Annotated in this window: 17 protein-coding genes and 1 riboswitch; of the genes, 12 read left to right on the top strand and 5 right to left on the bottom strand. The window is 40.8% G+C overall.

Features of this window, described 5'->3' with window-relative positions; genetic code table 11:
• Nucleotides 1–60: 60 nt before the first annotated feature.
• The 3 genes from HOP45_RS00880 (at nt 61) to HOP45_RS00890 (ending at nt 2541) form a co-directional block, all read left to right on the top strand.
• Nucleotides 61–720, top strand: a complete 660-nt coding sequence (locus HOP45_RS00880; RefSeq protein WP_181346933.1) for a class II aldolase/adducin family protein — start codon at nt 61–63, stop codon at nt 718–720.
• A gap of 71 nt (nt 721–791) precedes the next feature.
• Nucleotides 792–2084 carry a four-carbon acid sugar kinase family protein gene (locus HOP45_RS20925; protein WP_181346934.1) on the top strand — a complete coding sequence of 431 codons (1293 nt, stop codon included), beginning with the start codon at nt 792–794 and terminating at the stop codon, nt 2082–2084.
• 37 nt (nt 2085–2121) lie between these two features.
• Entirely contained in the window at nt 2122–2541 is a 420-nt protein-coding gene (locus tag HOP45_RS00890; protein ID WP_181346935.1) for a cupin domain-containing protein, read from the top strand.
• A gap of 272 nt (nt 2542–2813) precedes the next feature.
• Here HOP45_RS00890 and HOP45_RS00895 read toward each other — a convergent pair whose 3' ends face one another.
• Complete coding sequence (locus HOP45_RS00895) at nt 2814–3686, bottom strand: 5'-methylthioadenosine/S-adenosylhomocysteine nucleosidase (protein ID WP_181346936.1); 873 nt, start codon at nt 3684–3686, stop codon at nt 2814–2816.
• A 138-nt stretch (nt 3687–3824) separates the two neighbouring features.
• Nucleotides 3825–3928: riboswitch (purine riboswitch) on the bottom strand.
• A 559-nt stretch (nt 3929–4487) separates the two neighbouring features.
• On the opposite strand from HOP45_RS00895, the gene HOP45_RS00900 reads away from it, so the two are divergent.
• From HOP45_RS00900 to HOP45_RS00915, 4 genes are all read left to right on the top strand, one after another.
• The gene (locus tag HOP45_RS00900; protein ID WP_181346937.1) at nt 4488–5444 is read left to right on the top strand and encodes an AAA family ATPase; all 957 of its coding nucleotides are present in this window, start codon (nt 4488–4490) and stop codon (nt 5442–5444) included.
• The gene (locus HOP45_RS20930) at nt 5441–6628 is read left to right on the top strand and encodes a DUF58 domain-containing protein (RefSeq protein ID WP_181346938.1); all 1188 of its coding nucleotides are present in this window, start codon (nt 5441–5443) and stop codon (nt 6626–6628) included. Before HOP45_RS00900 ends, HOP45_RS20930 begins: the two co-directional genes overlap by 4 nt.
• A 194-nt stretch (nt 6629–6822) precedes the next feature.
• Nucleotides 6823–7026 carry a hypothetical protein gene (locus tag HOP45_RS00910; RefSeq protein ID WP_181346939.1) on the top strand — a complete coding sequence of 68 codons (204 nt, stop codon included), beginning with the start codon at nt 6823–6825 and terminating at the stop codon, nt 7024–7026.
• Between the two features lie 5 nt (nt 7027–7031).
• Nucleotides 7032–7832, top strand: a complete 801-nt coding sequence (locus HOP45_RS00915; protein ID WP_181346941.1) for a DUF4129 domain-containing protein — start codon at nt 7032–7034, stop codon at nt 7830–7832.
• Between the two features lie 42 nt (nt 7833–7874).
• Here HOP45_RS00915 and HOP45_RS00920 read toward each other — a convergent pair whose 3' ends face one another.
• Nucleotides 7875–8189, bottom strand: a complete 315-nt coding sequence (locus tag HOP45_RS00920; RefSeq protein WP_181346942.1) for a hypothetical protein — start codon at nt 8187–8189, stop codon at nt 7875–7877.
• Nucleotides 8190–8311: 122 nt separating this feature from the next.
• Between HOP45_RS00920 and topB the strand changes: the two genes are divergently transcribed.
• The 5 genes from topB to HOP45_RS20935 all read left to right on the top strand — a co-directional run bounded on the left by topB (nt 8312) and on the right by HOP45_RS20935 (nt 12409).
• The gene (topB, locus tag HOP45_RS00925) at nt 8312–10216 is read left to right on the top strand and encodes a DNA topoisomerase III (RefSeq protein WP_370457921.1); all 1905 of its coding nucleotides are present in this window, start codon (nt 8312–8314) and stop codon (nt 10214–10216) included.
• 37 nt (nt 10217–10253) lie between these two features.
• The gene (locus HOP45_RS20580; protein ID WP_370457922.1) at nt 10254–10430 is read left to right on the top strand and encodes a topoisomerase C-terminal repeat-containing protein; all 177 of its coding nucleotides are present in this window, start codon (nt 10254–10256) and stop codon (nt 10428–10430) included.
• Nucleotides 10431–10467: 37 nt separating this feature from the next.
• On the top strand, nt 10468–10872 hold the full coding sequence (locus tag HOP45_RS00930; RefSeq protein WP_181346943.1) for an ester cyclase: 405 nt from the start codon (nt 10468–10470) through the stop codon (nt 10870–10872).
• A gap of 190 nt (nt 10873–11062) precedes the next feature.
• Complete coding sequence (locus HOP45_RS00935; protein ID WP_255437430.1) at nt 11063–11560, top strand: DUF2306 domain-containing protein; 498 nt, start codon at nt 11063–11065, stop codon at nt 11558–11560.
• A 30-nt stretch (nt 11561–11590) separates the two neighbouring features.
• Nucleotides 11591–12409 carry a CPBP family intramembrane glutamic endopeptidase gene (locus HOP45_RS20935; RefSeq protein ID WP_181346945.1) on the top strand — a complete coding sequence of 273 codons (819 nt, stop codon included), beginning with the start codon at nt 11591–11593 and terminating at the stop codon, nt 12407–12409.
• 364 nt (nt 12410–12773) lie between these two features.
• On the opposite strand, the gene HOP45_RS00945 is transcribed toward HOP45_RS20935, so the two are convergent.
• From HOP45_RS00945 to HOP45_RS00955, 3 genes are all read right to left on the bottom strand, one after another.
• Entirely contained in the window at nt 12774–14744 is a 1971-nt protein-coding gene (locus HOP45_RS00945; RefSeq protein WP_181346946.1) for a ligand-binding sensor domain-containing protein, read from the bottom strand.
• A 196-nt stretch (nt 14745–14940) separates the two neighbouring features.
• Nucleotides 14941–17922, bottom strand: a complete 2982-nt coding sequence (locus tag HOP45_RS00950) for a carbohydrate binding domain-containing protein (protein WP_255437431.1) — start codon at nt 17920–17922, stop codon at nt 14941–14943.
• A gap of 245 nt (nt 17923–18167) precedes the next feature.
• A complete protein-coding gene (locus HOP45_RS00955) occupies nt 18168–18788 on the bottom strand; it encodes a YesL family protein (protein WP_181346947.1) in 621 nt (206 codons plus the stop codon).
• Between the last annotated feature and the right edge of the window lie 146 nt (nt 18789–18934).

The following is an 18934-nucleotide window of genomic DNA, read 5'->3' on the forward strand; positions in this document are numbered from 1 at the left end:
TTAAGACTTCTAAGAAATATTTTACTAATGAACTAACAGAGTGTAAAGGGGGGGCGACCAATGGAAAATTTAAAAAGGAAAAAATTGGTAAATACCGGGAAATATTTAGCGGATAATCAATTAGCTTGGGGTACATCAGGAAACATAAGTGTGAAAGAGAACGATGAATTTATGCTTATTACTGCTTCTGGTACGAAATTGAGTAATTTGGTAATAGATGATTTTGTACGATTTAACGTATATACAGGCGAGAAACTTGGAGATCGAAAAGCATCTAAGGAAACCCCCATGCATTCCGGTATATATAAAAATTGTAAGGATGTAAAAGCGGTGTTACACTCCAGCCCTTTTTATGCTACCCTTTTTTCTTGCAGTAATGAATTGAACATTATGTCTGAATTATTTGTTGAGACCATGTATTACTTAGAAGATGTTGCTTATATTGATTACTATCATCCGGGTTCTCAAGAGCTTGGTGAAGCTGTAGCAGAACAATCATTAAATGCCAATGTGATAATGATGAAAAATCATGGAGTGATGGTATTTGATGAATCTATCACTGAAGCATTGATGAGGTTAGAAACATTGGAAATGGCTTGCAAAATGATAGTTGAATCGAAAAAGGCTGGGATTCAATTAACAAAGATTTCTGATAATGTAGTAGACGATTTTCTTGAAAATTCATTATATAAACCGAGAAAAGTGATCAAAAGGAAATAACTGGTTTAGATTTGATTTAGCACATTAATTTCGATCAAAATAATAGTTATTATTTTGAGGGGGGCAAGTAAGTGATAGGTGTAGTTGCTGATGATACAACTGGAGCTAATGATATAGGCGTTATGTTTAGCAATAATGAATACTCGGTTAAAATATTGCCTTACAAAGAAGAATCATTGCTGACAATGGATTCAGAAGTATTAATTATTGATACTGATAGTAGATTAGATCGCGCTGAACTCAGTTATGAGAAAGTGTTTAATGCTACTAAGAACCTTAAAGAAATGGGGTGTTCTCTCTATTTTAATAAAACTTGTTCCGTTTTCCGTGGAAATATAGGTCAGGAATTTGATGCAATGTTAGATGCTCTTGAGGAAGAATTTGCAGTGATAAGCCTTGCGTTTCCAAAAAACGGGAGGCGAACAATTGATGGAATCCATTATGTATATAAAAATTTACTGGAGAATTCCAGTTTTTCTAGCGATCCTGTAAACCCCATGCAAAAATCAAACTTGGTAGATATTTTACAGGAACAAACTGAGCGGAAGGTATCTTTGATTAATATTGATGTTGTCCGGCAAGGTGTTGAACCCTTAAAAAAAGCAATAAACGAATCCAAAAATGGATTTAATTATTGTATTATTGACTCTGAAAATCAGGAGGACTTGTCCATCGTAGCAGAGGCTATCAGTGATTTTCCTGTTATTTGTGGGAGTTCAGCAATTGCAGAAGAACTACCTAAATTTTGGCCGGAGAAAAAAGAGAAAAATATCTTAGGAAAAATAGACTTTGAGGACAGCAATGGTACTTTGGTAGTGTCAGGAAGTTTAACGCCACAAACAAAAGAACAAACTAAATTTTTGATAGAGAATAAACTGCCAAATATTATTTTTGATTCTAGAAAAGTATTTAACGAAACAGAAGCTCAAAAGGAAATTGATAGAATAGTGGTAGAAGCGAAAAGCATCATACTTAATGGAAATGATTTACTCGTAATGGCAGACAGCAGTGATGACATAGTAGCTCAAACAAAGGATATAGGAGTCGAGAAATATAGACTTGATCCTTTAACAATAAGCAAGTTGGTTTCTGCTAAGTTAGCAGAGGCATCTTATCAAATCATAGAGCAGACAGGATTAAGGAAGCTAGTTATTGCTGGAGGAGACACTTCTGGAACAATATGTCGAAAACTTGGAATAGAAGGAAACTATGTTTTGAAAGAAATTGAAACCGGATTACCTTCAGGGTTGGCTATAGGGAACGAAATGCTAATTGTGTTAAAGTCAGGAAGTTTCGGCAGCAAAGAATTTTTAACAAAGGCAATCAACCATTTGAATGACCTTACTAAGGGTGAATACTATTAAAAAATAAATTCTAGAAAATATGGGGGGGTGAGGAAAGATGTATGAGCCATTTATTAGCAAATATAAAGAAGCCGAACCATTTCAGATGGATGAAGGAGTATTTTTTTACAATATGGTTTTGAGGGAAATGGGTACAAAAACTCTTGTTGTAGGTTTAGCATCTTTTGAACCAGGAGCAAGCCTCCCGTGCCATGTCCATAATGTAGAAGAATCGGTAACTATTATAGAAGGAGAAGCTTATTGTGATGTTGAGGGTGAACGGACGATTGTTCGAGAATATGACACATCATTTATTCCACCTTCAATTCCACACAGATTTGTAAATGCATCTGATACTAAAGAATTAATAATTTTATGGATGTATTCTCAAGTGGATAGTAGTTTACGCTTTGCTAATGTAGAGAGAATAAAGGTTGAATCGAACTGTTGTATGTTACTTGAAAATCATAGAAAATAAATAGGGTTAAAACCCTTACAATATGGAAGCTAAAATGAAGTTTCGATGAGCGTTCTTTAACTGTTGGAAATACTTGATGGAATTTTATAACGAAGTCAAAAATAGCTTAATTTCTAGAACGTCAGTTATGTTATTTGTGAGTATTTTCTTTAGTTATTAGCATCGCGCAATAATAGGTAGAATAGTAAAGGTTGATGGGGAAGGGAGAGAGTTCGATTAACCTACCCCCTTATTAAAAGCGCAGCTCATTGACGAGCTGCGCTTTGTTCGCTTTATTGTGTTTGAGTCGAAATATACTGTTTCACGACTTCATAGACGTAGTCCTGATTCGCTGCTGCTGTATCCGGATTATACTCGCCACCATTCACTTTGTTATTGGAAAGCGTGCGAATGCCGAGATAAGGGACCTCATAAGCTTTGGCAATTTGAGCGCCGGCAGCTCCTTCCATTTCTTCAACGGACGTGCCGTAGTTCTCATGAAACCACTGGATGCGATCAACTTCATTATTCCATACATCGGCAGAGCCGATCGTACCTTCCACGACTTTTCCTTCTTCATGCGTATCTTTGACTGCGTTAGCTGCAGCGAGTAGATCCTGGTCGCCTTTAAAGTAGCGGATATTTTCCGCGTCCGGGTCCTCTCCGGCACTTCCTTCCGATGCCATCAAGTCCATGGGCTTCCATTCAGTTGGGGCAATGCCTTCGCCGTCATCTCTATCGCCGGTTTTTAAGGAACCGATGTTGACTGTTCTTTTTCCCAGGACAATATCAAACACATGTAAGTTCGGATCGTGACCGCCGGAGGTCCCCTGGTTGATGATGGCTTCAGGATCAAATTTTTCAATTGCGAGGGCCGTAGCAGCTGCTGTGTTTTCCATCCCTTTTCCTGTTTTCATCACAATCACCGGGTAATCATTAACGTCACCCTTATAAAATACAAAGTTGCCCGACTTCTCTTCTTCGACATCCTCAAGCTTAGAGGCGAAGTTTTCAGCTTCAATGGGCATCGGTCCTTGGATGATGATGGGTTGCTGCTGATTGTCTTCAGCGGCTTTTCCGTTTTCTGAGGAACTTTGACATCCAGTAAGGAAAGATAAGAATAACGTGATCATTAGTAAGAATGCGATGCTGGAGATGTGTTTCATGTGTAGCGCTCCCTTGATGTAGTTTTCAATCACGTATCTGTACCGCGTTTCTTGAGAAATAAAAAAGCCTAAAAAGTAGATGGTCTACCTTTTAGACTACAAAAAGTCAAAGCATTAAAAATAGCTGCACCTTTGCCCAGCTGTATAGCTTTAACCCGTAGTCTAGTTCTTTCTTTGGGAACCAGGTAGAGACGCTCAAACCTTATTATTGAGAATATACGAGTACGATATGTAATTGGATACTTGCTACTATAGCAAAAAGTGGAGGGAGGGACAAGGTGAAAAGTGAACATTATTTTATTTATTTGGGTTATTGTTCGGGTTTTCACTTTTTTATTGTGTAAAGTATTTATTCTACTCGATTTCGAGATAACTCGGGTTCGTTACCGTATGATGAGTCTGGGTTGGTTGGGAAGCTACTCGCTTTCCTGTGGGGGGACTGGCGAGCTTCCTCGGGCTAAAGCCCTGTGGGATCTCGCCTGGCTCCTTCTCCCACGGGAGTCTCGCATCTTCCCCACCAACCCATTCGATAGAGGTGAGAAACGATCCCCTTTACCCAATAGAGTCGCGCAGTTGCCCAGTGACTCCATTCGAGGTTTAACTGCAAAATAGATTCTCTTATTTATTTTTAAAAAATCAGAAAATAGTGTTTTTTCAACAAAATATATTTCATTTATAGTAAAATATGGATATAAAGTTACATAATTTGTATAAATTCGCGTTCTGCTCTGTAATTTTGAAGGGTTAAAGCTTGATTCAAAAAAGTTTAAACTGAAAGCCAAGGTGAGAGGTGGCATATTAATGCAAGCAATGTTACATAACATTCAACGCGCACAAGAAGCCTTGAAAAAAGTCATTATCGGCCAGGACGAAGTCATTCATCTCTTGTTCATTGCTCTCTTAGCAAATGGCCACGTTTTGTTTGAAAGTGTACCAGGCTCAGGCAAAACCAAACTGGCCAAAAGCTTTGCTCATGTGATCTCGGGCAAGTTCAGCCGAGTGCAGTTTACGCCTGATGTACTGCCTGGTGATGTTACGGGCATTCAATTTTTCAATCCGAAACGGCAGGAATTTGAATTGCGCATGGGGCCGGCGGTGACTAATTTTCTACTGGCAGATGAAATAAATCGTGCGACGCCTAAGACGCAATCGAGTCTGCTTGAGGTGATGGAAGAGCGCCAGATTACGATTAATGGTGAGACGATAACGCTTCCAGCCCCGTTTATCGTGATGGCCACGCAAAATCCGGTGGAACATAATCAGGGAACTTTCCCTTTGCCTGAGGCTCAACTGGATCGATTCCTTTTTAAAATTAAACTCGACTATCCTGGTAAACGTCATGAAAAAGAAATTCTCTCGTCCTACCAGTCACACGATCCGCTGCTTGATTTGCCGAGCCTCCTTACTTCATATGAAATCGTAACCTTGCAGGAGGAGGTCAAGGATGTCACGGTTGCAGAGCCTTTAAAAGACTACTTGATTGATTTAGCTCACACGTCACGAGAGCATCCGGAAGTTGAAGTAGGCGTGAGCACGAGAGCGGCTCTTGCCTTAATGAGGGCGGCGCAAGCTTCGGCCGTATTGAAGGAGCGCTCTTATGTAACGCCTCAAGACATTAAGGAACTCGCTCATTATGTTTTTGAGCATCGCTTGATTCTATCAATGGAAGGTTCTATTCGCAAAACGAATGAAGACGTAACGGCTGAAATTATTCAAGATGTGGAAGTACCTGTGGAATTAGGGAGTTACGGCCAGTGAATTGGGAGGCAAGACGGAATATCTGGCTCGAGCGTCAAGGTGAACTGCTTGTGGTGCTGACCATCCTTATTTTCGCAGCGAGTTTGATTACGAATCGTCCTCTCCTCTTTGTCTTAGGGGTTGTATTGCTAGTTTTTCTCGTGAGTAAGAGATTTTATGACCATAAAATGGGGGCGACGTTTGATTTAGATAATCCTGTTCGGACTGTTCGATTGTTCACAGGAGGGGAGAGCGATTTGCAACTTACCTTAAGGAACCCTTCTTCTCTGCCTTTAGTCAATGGAAGGTTTTCGTTTACCATGCACGAACGATTAGAAGGAAAACACTACGGAAAGACTGAAACAAGTCAAGATCACTATCTTTATCACATACCTGTTCCGCTCCCCGCTCGCAGTCAGCAGACGATTACTATTCCATTTGTAGCGAAGGAGAGGGGAGTGGCCCGTTTCAGAGAAATGAGGTATGCCTTCCCTGTGTTTGGTATGCAGGACAGGCTCTTAAAATACAGAGGGACCTACCATACGAAGGTGATTATTTATCCGGAACCTTTAGAAGTAGGCGGGTTACAAAAATTCTTCACACGAGAAGCGGGGGAAGAAAGATCGCCGCATTCCTATCATAAAGACGTCTATAATCTTCAGGGCGTCAGAGACTATCTTCCGACCGATGATGTTCGCCACATTCATTGGAAAGCGTCGTTGCGCACCCATTCGTTGCAAACAAAAGTCTACGAACAACAGCAAAATAACAAGCTTATGTTTATGATTAATGTAAGTGAAACGAGCCGTCTAGGTAATGTCTACGTCTCAAACAAGCTGGAAAGAATTTTCTCGCAAGCCACCTATATATCCTATTATGCCGCCAAACAAGGCTATCCGTTTGACGTACATATCAATATCCAACAAGCCGGCGGTCCTTATGTGAGGCATGCAAGTACAGGCAAAGCGAAAGTCGATCTGAAATCTGCCTTAGAGTTATTCGCCTATACGGATGGCAAAAGTCTGCCTCTCGATTTTTCGAAGGTTGTTTATGATGTCGGCCAAAGCAGGCGTGATCATACGATGATCGTAATGGGTGAAGTCAATGAACAGACAGCCGTCTATCTTAGACACATCTCCAAACGTCAACGTGTGTATCACGTGAAAGAGGGAGAGGACATGGGGTACATTGTGCCTTTCCTTTAAGGAGAGGGGGCGATCGGATGCATAAACGGTTACGGCTGTTTCAGTTTTTCAATGAAGGATTTCTCTTTTACTTTGCCAGCGTACCATTCCTGGTTCTGACGCAATCCCTGCTATTTTGAGAATATGTGATCCTTCTGCCTGTATCATTCCTTCTGTTTCTAGCGGCACGATTGGTTTTTCAAAGCCACATCCTTATGATGATTTATATCCCGCTTGTCATTGTAGCAATGGTTCTGCTGGAATTTTCAACGGCCTATGCTGTCGTCTTTTCATTATTTGCATATTGGCGATTGATTAAAGGGGAAGATTTGGAGCCCAATCAACATGAACTGTCTTTTTTAAATAGCATGATGGCCCTCGTTTTATTTGACCTGATTTTTTCTATGAAGCAGCGCTAGTCGCCATGGGTATACTCAGCATCTTATTCTATGTAACCAGCTATTGGGGAGAACAGCTCATAGCACAATCGCGACGATTCTATGTCATCGATTTAAAAGTATGGACCCAATTTTTAATCGGGACCTTGAGTGTGAGCGTGCTGCTATGGATCCTGTTTCCTTATATCCATCAGGTCATCTCGTTTGTGTGGGTAGGAGCTTGGCGTATCGTCATTCAGTTGATGAGTTCGATCTTATTTGCCTTTGGACTAACAGAAGACGATATCAGTCTGAACGCAGAACGAGACGTTGATCTTGAAATGCCTCCGGTTCATTTTCAACCGATGAATCAAAGCGCCGAACAGAATGCCACAGACACAACCCAAAATGCTGGAATAAGCACAGAATTGTTCTGGATCGGAGGCATCGTCTTGGCTCTGGCTGTTCTAGCCGTTATATTACATAATAAAAAAATTCAAGCGGGGCGGCATGTCGAACAAGCAGCAGCCAAAGTTGACGCTGCTCAAGCCATAACACCACCCCCCAAACAGACGAAGCGGTTCTTTAACAAAAAATATAGCAATGACGAATACGTCCGATATCAAATATATCAGTTAGAAACGATGGCTTTTCGCAAAGGTGTGGGGAGACATCCATGGGAATCCATTCGAGAATGGCTGCACCGAATCGGGGTAAAACACGACCGGATCGATTTGTATGAAAAGGTGAGGTATGGCGGGCTTGGTTTAAATGATGAAGAGCACCAGATATTTAAACGGGAAATATTAAAGCTGAGAGCACAGATTGAAAATGCTGAAGGAGAATAAACTAGCCTTTTCACTAGTACAATAGGGAGCTGACGCTAAGTATTATCTTTCTGCAGAATTAAATTTCACCATGCCAGCCAATAAACAAACCATACTAATAGCCCACAAAAGTCCTGCTGAACTTAACAGCATGGAAGCATCCTCTGAAGCCATTGAAGTCGTTGGATTAACGGTCATCGCATTTAAAAGCGCAATGCCTGCCAGTGAAAAAACAACAAAATGCGCAATCAATAAGTTGTAAGCACTTTTATTATGCTTATACCTCACCCTTAACGTAATCACAGTGATGAAGGCACATAGCATAAAGGCTGAAAACCCCCATACTAACAGTGAAAATACGCCTTGCTCCATTGACATACTCAGCCACTCCTCTCAGTATTTTTATACGTTGATCGAATGTAATCCAAGTGTAACATATCCCTTGCTTTCCTTTTCTTCCCATAGTAATCTTAAAGTTCATTGAAGGGAGTGAAGAGACCGTGACACGCGTAGTCATCTTAGCCGAAAAACCCTCTCAGGCAAAAGCTTATGCAGAGGCATTTACAATCCAGAATAAAACGAAAACATACATACAATTAAAGCCCGACGAGACATTTCCGCATGGGGCAACGATCACATGGGGAGTCGGCCACCTCGTCGAATTAAAAGAACCGCATGATTATAAGCCGGAGTGGAAGCGATGGAAGTTGGATCAGCTGCCAATCGTTCCTGAGCGATTCTTAGAAAAAGTATCGAAAGGAAAATGGGAGCAGTTTCAAGCGGTCAAAAAGCTGTTCCAGCAGGCGGACGTGATCGTGAATGCCGCCGACGTGGACCGGGAAGGCTCTAATATTTTTTATAGCATTCTCCGGTTAACCGGCGTGAAAGGAAAGCCGATTCAGCGCCTGTGGATTAATTCGCTTGAGAAGGATGAAGTGCGCAAAGGGTTTAACCATTTGCAGAGTAACGAAAAGGACTTGCGTTTATTTGATGAGGCGAAAGCCCGGCAAATTAGTGATTGGATGGTTGGGATCAATGCCAGCCGACTGTTCACCTTGCTTTTACAGAAGAAAGGGTTCTCTAGCTATCTATCAATTGGGCGCGTGCAGTCGCCAACCGTCTATTTGATTTATCAGCGGCACAAAGAAATAGAAAACTTCGTCTCCGAGCCTTTCTATCAGATTGAAGGGCTTTTTCAAGCGGAAGCAGGTGCTTATAAAGGCCTTGCTGAGATTAAGGAAAAGGATAAGGCGAAGGTGCAGGAGCTGATGGACAAGCATGGACTGAAAGAACAGGAAGACATGACCGGCATTGTCCAAAAGGTCGACCAAAAGACAAAATACCAAAAGTCACCGAAACTGCATTCCCTCTCCACCTTGCAAAGTGTCGCGAACCGGCGGTGGAAATATACGCCGTCGCATGTCCTGAAAACGATGCAGAAGCTTTACGAGAAGCGGCTCGTCTCTTATCCCAGAACTGACTGCAACTTTATAACGGAAAGTGAATTTACTTATATCGTGAACAATGTAAAGGCTTATCAGGACGTGTTGAATGTCTCGTTCACCCCGGTGTCATTAAAACCAAATAAACGGTTCGTCAACGCAAGTAAAGTTCAGGAACACTATGCGATTATTCCGACCAAAACTGTTCCGACAGAGAAGAAGCTGAATGGCCTAAGCCGTGAGGAATACAACATTTACAATGAAGTCGTCGCGACAACGCTGGCCATGTTCCACGGCGGCTACGTCTATGAAGAGACCGTGATGTTCACCCACGTTCATGACGTCCCGTTTAAATCCACGGGCAGAAAAGAAGTGAAAAAAGGCTGGAAGGAGCTGTTTCCGCAACAGGCCCCATCCAACCAGGAGAAGGACGCTTTTCTTCCCCATGTTGAAAAGGGGGAAGAGGTAGGCGCGCGTCTGCATATTAAAGAGAGCATGACGCAGCCGCCCAAGCCTTACACCGAAGGGCAGCTCATCAACATGATGAAAACGTGCGGGAAGCTCATGGACGCTGAAGAAGACGTGGAAATTTTAAAAGAAGTCGAAGGCCTCGGAACAGAAGCCACCCGCTCCAGCATTATTGAAACGATCAAGGCACAGAAATACATTGAAGTGAAAAAGAATAACGTCTATGTCACAGACAAAGGGATTATGCTGTGCGAAGCCATTGAAGGCACACTGTTATCAAGCCCGTCCTTAACAGCCAAATGGGAATCGTATTTAAAGAAAATCGGCAATGGCGAAGGCTCTAAACAGGTTTTTCTCAAACAGACCAACCAGTTTATTGAAAAGCTGCTTCAAGAGACCCCCGAGTCCATTCAGCACGGAAGAGAAACCGAAGTGGAACACACCCATCGCAAAATGTCCTGCCTGTGCATCAGGCTCGATTATCGATCGCTATAAATTTTACGCGTGTTCGGAATACAAAAAAGGATGCAGCGTGACCTTTCCGAAACGATTGGCAGGGAAGGCGTTAACGCAGAATATGATTAAAACGTTGTGCGAGAAGAAGCGGACGCGGGTTTTGAAAGGATTTAAAGGCAAGAAACCGTTTAGTACGGCTTTGACGTTGGATGAGGAGTATAAGATTAAATTTGATTTTAAAACGAAAGCTTGAATGTAATTGATGTAACAAACCAAAAAAGGATGATCACGTGGATAAAAAAACGGTAGTTGAAAAGTGGTTCAATGACGTATTCACAAAAGGGGACGTGGCCACATTAAAAAACATTACTAAGCCTGATTTTATCAGCCATGTTCCCGGTCGTGACTTTAATGGACATGACGAATTTATTAATGATTTCATGAACTGGTTCCGAACCGTTTTTATTAATGATGAATGGACAATCAACGATTTTTTAGAAGACGGAAATAGGATAGCTGTGCGTTACAAAGGTTATATGACGTACAAAGGTGGATGGGAGGATGTCCCCTCCAATGACCAACGCGTCAAAGAAACCGATATAATGATTGTCAAGTTTGAAGGTGAATTGATCTCAGAAATGTGGTGCGAAATGAGCGATTTAAATGTCATGCAACAACTACGTTCGACTCTATAAACTTCAGTTCTTTCATTAAATTGATTCACAGAATCCATGTCAGGTTTATAAATAATTTGAATGAGATGAAGGGATTATGCTTTGTGAAGCCATTTTATCAAGCTCTGCCTTAACAGTTAAATGCGGCTCGTATTTAAAGAAATCAGCATGATAATGGGGTAGGCTGTTTAACATGGGATGGGGGGATTGTTTGTTTAATCTATTATTAATTTTGCATATCATAACGGGCTTTATTTGCTTGGTTAGCGGTGTAATCGCTATGTCCTCTAGAAAAAAGCGAGGCAAACACACAATGGCTGGTGAAATCTATCATGGGTTCTATGCTGTAGTGTTTATAACTGCGGTTGTTATGTCAGTTATCCATTGGGAAGAAAGTGCTTATCTTTTTTATATTGGAATTTTTTCTTATGCGCTTGCTTTATTAGGTTACTTAGCTGCAAAAAAGAGGTGGAAAAATTGGATAGGAACTCATATAGGAGGGATGCTTGGCTCTTATATCGGGATCGTCACTGCAACGATTGTTGTAAATGTGCCGAACATTCCTATGTTGAATGAACTGCCTGCACTATTATTTTGGTTGTTACCAACAATCATAGGAACACCGTTCATAATTAGAGTAGGAAACAAATATAAGCCTAAAAAGAAAGTCATGTTAGAAGTGAATAATAATTTTAAAGGAGAGTTTTAAATAACATGTTCGAAAAAGAGGAGAGAAAGCGTGCAAAGCGAGAATAATTTTACATTGAAAGCCATAGCGATAAGGATTATTTTAGTGCTGATGTTAGGTGTCATCATTTGGAAATTTATAGCTTACCTTAGTGATACATTTATAGCGCAAGAATATGACCAGCTTAATCACTTCATAATGGCTCTCATTACAACTGTTTTAACTCTTATACTTATACAAGCGGCATTAAAATTCGATAAAACTACATGGAGCCAGCTCGGCCGACCAACTGTAAGAAAAAATTTTGTTTCTTTCATTCTCGGATTTTTTCTCTGGACCCTGCCGGCAACGATAGGTTTAGTTATTTGTTTAATGCTTGGATGGGTTGAAATAGACGTTCAGGCAGATTTAAATTACTTATTACTGAGTATTTTGATTTTATTCATAACTGTATTTTTGATAGAAGCATTACCCGAAGAGCTTATTTTTAGAGGGTATATATATCGTTACTTAAATGTCTTATTTCCTCATTGGGGAACAATCATTTTACAAGCTATATTGTTCTCTTTATTTGCTTATTTTATAGGAGCCATGTATTCTGCGGAACAGCTGCAATTCATCCCTGGTTTTGCAATAATTTTAGGTGTATTCAGGGCGATCTCGGGAAGTGTGTGGGCTGCAATTGGATTCCATGTTGCAATTATGACTGCAACACAGATTTTAGGAGCTAGTCACGGACATTTTGATGTGAGCGGAATTTTCATACTTCGTTTCTTTGCCTTTATTTTACTGCCAAGTATTATTGGAGCGACTGTGTTGTCATTTATTTATCCAAACCACAGTTGGAGTAAAACAGAACCTTTGAATTAGATGAAGAATGGGTTTATTTTGATGACCAACTTAAACAGTGACGTTTTAGTAAGTTGAAGGAATAGCACTATTAATTCCAGTAAGGAGAAAATGACGAAGAAGCATAAGGATTTTCACCAACCATACTGCTAGCCCGAGTACAGCCGGCATTATATAAAAATGCAGGAAAAGAATGGAGCTTTGTGGGGAATAACGCTAGAAAAGGAACCACAAGAGCAGTTTACTGTGGTTCCTTATCATATAAATATACAAAACCCAATTGGCAATAAGGAAAGGCTACGAAGAATTTGATACTTCCTGAGCTGCCGATTACGTTGCGTTTAGTTCAATTCACTTCTACATTAATAAATCACTAGGCGTCAAGTTATCTTTCGTATTTATAGAGTTTGTGGTCTCGTGCAAAATAAAAGTTGCCTTCGCCATCTTCGGCAAATAATAATGCATCGTCTACTAGAGTTTCGTGTTCTAATGTATCCGGATCTACTTTAAATAGTTCCCCATGTGTTTGCCCATATAAGTTGCCATCTTCATCATAAGTCAAGAAACCTCCACGCCACAGATGGCCGACTTGGCCCCAATCAAGGGAATATAATTCTTTCTCTTCTAATACCTCTCCTTGTTCGGGGTCATATTTAAACAATACACCGGACGTCAGTCCCCACAAATACCCTTCATCATCGAAAGTTAAAGCAGAAATTGCTTTTTCTCCTGGTACGGGGACCGTTTCATAATCCTTTTGCCCATTTTCTACGTCCCAGACAAACAGTTTGGCTTCTTCCTCCGAAGGCTGAATCCCTAATCCCCCCCATACGGAAGTACCGCCATAAACAAGGCCGTCTTTATATTCCAGGGAGATAATGCTTTGGTTTTCTACTATATTTCTATGGAACTCGTATTCTTCTGTCATAGGATCAAATATAGTTAAAGCCCCGCCTAGCTTTCCGTAATCAGGAACGGTTCCTACTGCAAGTTTATCTCCGGCTGACACTAGTGCAAATGGTCGGTCTTGATCTTGATCTTTCAACTCAAAATGTTTAGCCGGGTTTGTGCCATACTCATAGGCTTGATTCGGGTCGTAAGAAAATAGTTCTGCACCCGTATAGACCCCCATATATAACGTGTCACCATGTGTGGCCATTCCTTCAATCTGACCCATTCCTTTATATTCTGTCAGTTGGTCGTTTTCGTAATCATATTCTGCAAGTCCTCCAGAAAAATAGCCGCCCACAAAAATGTTACCGTTTGGGCCTTGGGCCAGAGACTGAATATCGACAGGCTGCCCGTCTATTTGTCCTGGCACAATCCTATGGTTTCCAGTAATGGGATTGTAATGACGGATGTCCCCGTTCCACGTTATACCAACCAATGTTTTACCTGGGTATTCCTTGCCTCCAATGTTGATCCACCCTAAACCACGCGCTGAAAATAAGTTATCAAAACCTGTCGGAGTCAACTCTAATGATTGTAAATTATAGGAGTGTAGTTCTCCGTCTATAATGAGGAACGCAAGGTTTTTGGGTCCTGCAGGTGAGACATCGAGTCCATCTGCATTTTCAATTTCATCAATGATCTCCATTGTCTTCAAATCAAATACGAGAATAGTACTGACGCCTGTTACCCGGGCAAATAATTTATCGCGGACTACCGTCATATCGTACACATTCGTTTCGTGATCAAATTTTTCTGGTAGCTCAATCTCTCTTTTTTCACCTGTTTCAATGTCCAGTTCAACTAAGTTAGGTCCATTAGTTCCAATACCTACATATGCTTTGTCTTTATATATATCAATACTTCTTGCATACTGCTGACCATCTGACATTTGTCCATAATCTCGGAACTCATCCGTTTCAGGATCATATTGAAACACTTTTCCATTTGGGTAGGTTCCACCATAGATTCGGCCCTGCTCATCGGAGCTTATTCTCCAAATGTACGATTCACCAGATATAGCTTTTCCTAAGTTTTCAACTTTGTCATCTCCAGGAGTATAGCGATATAAGTTGCCATTGGAATAGCTGCCAATATATACCTTGCCTTCAGGATCTACTGTCAACGCCCATGAACTGTCGGCTCCTTCTAATTCGAAACTGTCAACACTTTCACCAGTTTCGGCATTGACAATATTGAATACTGCTGGCGATCCTCCTGCCACCGCATAAGCCCACTCTTCACCGTTAGAGCCTTCCCCATAAGCAGCACCAGGTATGGATACGTCATTTATTGCTGTTCCAATTTCTTTCACATTACTTTCATCTGCTTTGGAGGAATTAGCATAAAGCACCGATACACCTGTAACCAAAACGGTCAATAGAATTAAGTAATAGATTTTTCGCAAATGATCCGTCCTTTCTTTCATAATTTGTTAGGAAAATGAGATACACGTTTTCCTAGATGAGTAACATCTAATCATCACATTTCAATTTACTTCTCTAATAGAAATTGCTTATTCTTTTAGCTCTTTATTGGCCCCTTTAGAGACATTGTCTCTAAAGGGGCCAATATTGTGGTTGTTAGGTTAGAAAGTGAGAATTTTATTTGGAAAGATAGAAATCCAAATCATTCAACAGGTTTTCTTTAACCAACTCATTGTCAGGAGTCCATTTGTTCAACTGGTGCTGCATTACCTCAAGCTGGTGGTCAGATTGTTCAGGTCGGCCATTTTCTAAATGATGGACGGCTTGTTTCAAATGGTTATAGGATTTTTTGTAAATTGGGTGCGGTATTTTATCCTTTTCATAGGATGTTTGTAGATAACTTTCAAGAGATTCAAGGGTCACCTCCACCTGAACTTCGATTGGAGATGATTCATACGTGTTTCCATACTCTTCTACTTTCGCGTGAACTGTCGCTTGACCGGGATTCTTGGCGATAAGTTTCCCGTCTGATTCAAGTAAAACGTCATCATCTGAAGAAAAGATGTCAGCTTCATCAATCTGAACTTCTTCACCATTTCCTAGCGTCCCGGTTACCGAGTAGTTCGTAGATTCTCCCCGGGTCAATTCTGTGTTTTCCACATCCAAACTGATCTCTTGTAGCTGCTCTGATGTTCGGACTCTTTCATAAAGGGCAAAGTCATCAAAGTAGCCCTCGGTTAAGGAGTAATTCGTACTCAACGCGAATACACGCGCGTAATCGCCATCACTAGGAGCAAGAATTTTTTGCTGAACTTTCTGCCATTCGCCATATCCGGTTTTCACTTGCGTTGCTTCACTTTGCACTTGATTGCCATCTTTATCATAAATTCTTACGAGAAGACTTGGAGTCCCAGATGTGAGATTCATCATAACTTCACTTAAATATTCTTTTCCAGGCTTAATTGGAATCGGATCACTATGGACAGCTACTGTATTGTTTCTTGTCTGGTCGTAAACTTTCAGGCTTTGATTCCCGGTGTGTGATTCTTCTGTTGTCACTTCGTATCTGTATTCCTCACCCGTATCGAACATCGAGACCCATTCTTCAAATCCTTCTTCAAAGCTAGGATTGCCCACATCCAGCGGTTCCCAGGTATAATCATAGTCAATAACTTCTATCTTGGATAAGAAGGTACGATTGTTGTAAGGAGAAAAGTAAATATCACCATCTTCACCGATATCAAATGATACGGTTCTAGTAAGGTATTTAAATTCTAATGTATCTGGATTTATGACATATAAGTTTCCACCAGAATTCGCATAGAGAAAACCATTATCTGACCACTCAAGATGTACATTATCCCAAGCACTCATAGCCGGGTCGGGATTCACTTCAACGCTCTTTACCACTTCGAGAGTTTCAGGGTCGAGTGCAAAAATATAACCAGTAGAACCGCCCCAGATGTACTCATCATTTTTCCCATTTGTTAAATCACCGATGTGCTCCGGATTATTCAATCCCTCGATGTTCAATGAGACTTCTTTTGTTTTTTGTTCTGTATCAGGGTCCCAAACGAAGAGTTTTGCTTCTTCAGCAGTCGGGGTACTTCCTAAACCTCCATTAATAGTAGTGGAACCATAAACTTTGCCATCTTTGAATGCAAGGCCGTTCACGCTTTGATCTTCCACTACATTACGGAAGACTTCGTGTGTTTCGCCATCATAAACCGTAAGTGCTCCACCCAGGTTCCCATAGGTCGGGATACTTCCTACAAATAGCTTACCGTCCCCGTCTGTCATAGTATGGAGACGTTGCTGTTCATTTCCTATGGTGAAAAGATCAGTTGCAGGACCTGCAGGGTTGGCTTCGGGGTCAATCATTTGTACTTTGCCTGCAGGGTAGACCCCAAAATAGACGTTGTTATCAAAAGCATGGACCGTATCTCCTTGGCCGATATTGAAAGACTCCATATCACCCGTTTGCGGATTATAAAGGGCCCCCGTCCCTCCTGTCATGCCGGAGATGTACATTTTATCTTCCGAATAACTGAATATTTCATTTGTCACATTTGGTGTCGGTGGGACAATTGAAGAATAGGTTACAACTTCTTCCGTTTCCATATTAAAAAAGACGATACTGCCACTGAAGGTAACGGTAACCAAGCTTTTCCCGGGGAGTTGCTCATCTCCTTCAATTTCTACCCAGTCAACGCCTCTGAAACCACTGGAATATTCCATACTGGTCTCAGTAATTTCTAAAGTTTCCATATTCAAATATTTGACGGTATTATCTGCAACAAAATAAACGTTTCCATTTAATGAATCGGTGGTATGAAGACCGGCTACATTGGTTAGCTGAACATCCAGCCAGTCATTTTTTTGGAGGTCGTATACATACATGGCTTTCGAATCCTTGTATCGGGCAAATAAATAACGATCGTCTACAATATCCAGGTCGTAGACCGTTCCAGTTTCATTCAATTCGCCGGCGATGTCATTTTTTTCTCCTGTTTCCAAATTAACTCTCATAATTTTGTCATGAGCGGTACCTGCGTATATGAAGCCATCATTATAGCCGATAGAGCGAACGTATTCTTGGTCGGATTCACCAATCATCCTTCCATAATCATGTAAATCCTCAGTCTCCTTATCATATTTAAAGACACTACCTGTAGAGTAGGTACCTATATAGGCGTTGCTATTTTCGTCAACGGTCAATGCCCATAATGAATTGTCAGGGATACGAGCCAGTTGGTTGATTTCTTTAGAATCGGGAGAATAGCCCCAAAGATAACGGCCGCCTGTTACGTACACTGTGCCGTCAGGAGCTACTTCATGATGCCAAGAATCATTAGCGCCTTCCATAGGTAATGTTCTTAGCACTTCTTTGGTTTCTAAATCAATCACGCTGAATTGAGCCGGCACACTTTTCGATGTGGTGTAGAGAACGTCGTTGCCATCTTCAACTCCTGCTGCGCCGTCATAAATGGTAGGTGAACTGTTTAATGGCTGAGTAATTTCCTTAGGGGAAGAGTATTCCGGAAGTGAATCTGGTGGTGACTGGGCCTTGGATAGATCAGGTGAATAAAGCATCGGAATGACTAACAACAGACATAATAAAATGAACCCACTTGCCATTGATAATCTGTTTTTTAACATTGTTTACCTCCTATTTTTGGTTGGAATGTGCAGCACATTTAGTAAATATACTTACATGACTTCACCTCCCTAGTTGAAATTGTTTTCTCTTGTCTGCCATGTTATATAACCAGGTCGGTCTTTAAAATGACTATAAGTTATACAGGGTATAACCTTTATTTAATAGTTAAATAGGCACAGGAATAGTCATGAAGGTAATAAAAAAGAGGAGTTTAGCCGTAATCAGCTAAACTCCTCTTCGAGCATCATTTTGTATAGTGATTTAATTGTTTGCTTGCTATTTTTGTGAAGGCGCGATTACTGAGCCAGGTCGTAGTAATTGCCAAAACACTTCCGGTGAATAATGGAATGATGCCAGGAATAATAGTCACAAAAATATACATCAGTATTATAGTAGCCGCAATAAAGATGGTTTCAATTGGAGAAGCAGCAGCAACCAGAAATGATTGCTTTATATATTGAAAGAATGTAAGTCTGAAATGTACATACACACTAAAAAAGAATAACAGTGTCATGACATAGCCCATTGAAATGAAAATGAGCACTGGATATAAATACTGCAGGCTTCCTTCATTTAGATGAAGAAGCGTGTAGTCATAAAATAAGAAAAAGCCAATTAGGATAAAGATCAATCCAAAGGTATTTCCCTTTAAGAATTCTTGGCGGAATGTTCTCCAGAATGTATGAAAAATAGGAACCTCTTCTTTCCTAAACCATCCTCGTATTATTGTAAACATGGCGATCGTAGAAGGGAAGATACCCAATACTACCAGCCCCAAGAAGGTAAATAGAATCCATAGTAGGTTTATGTAAGCAATTTTGAGCATCCAATATGCTGCTTTATTAAATTTCTCCCAGCCCTCCATCGTAATCACTCCCTTAAAATCAAACTATAAGTTAGAACACTTTCTTTTTGCAACCCTTACTTTATTTTGACTTTGTGATTACCTTATTTAAAGACACTTAAGAGACTTGTCTATTGTTGAGAAGTCAAATAACATAAGAATTAACT

Origin of the sequence: Thalassobacillus sp. CUG 92003, from assembly GCF_013618635.1 — a bacterium.
Taxonomy (GTDB): Bacteria; Bacillota; Bacilli; order Bacillales; family Halobacillaceae; genus CUG-92003.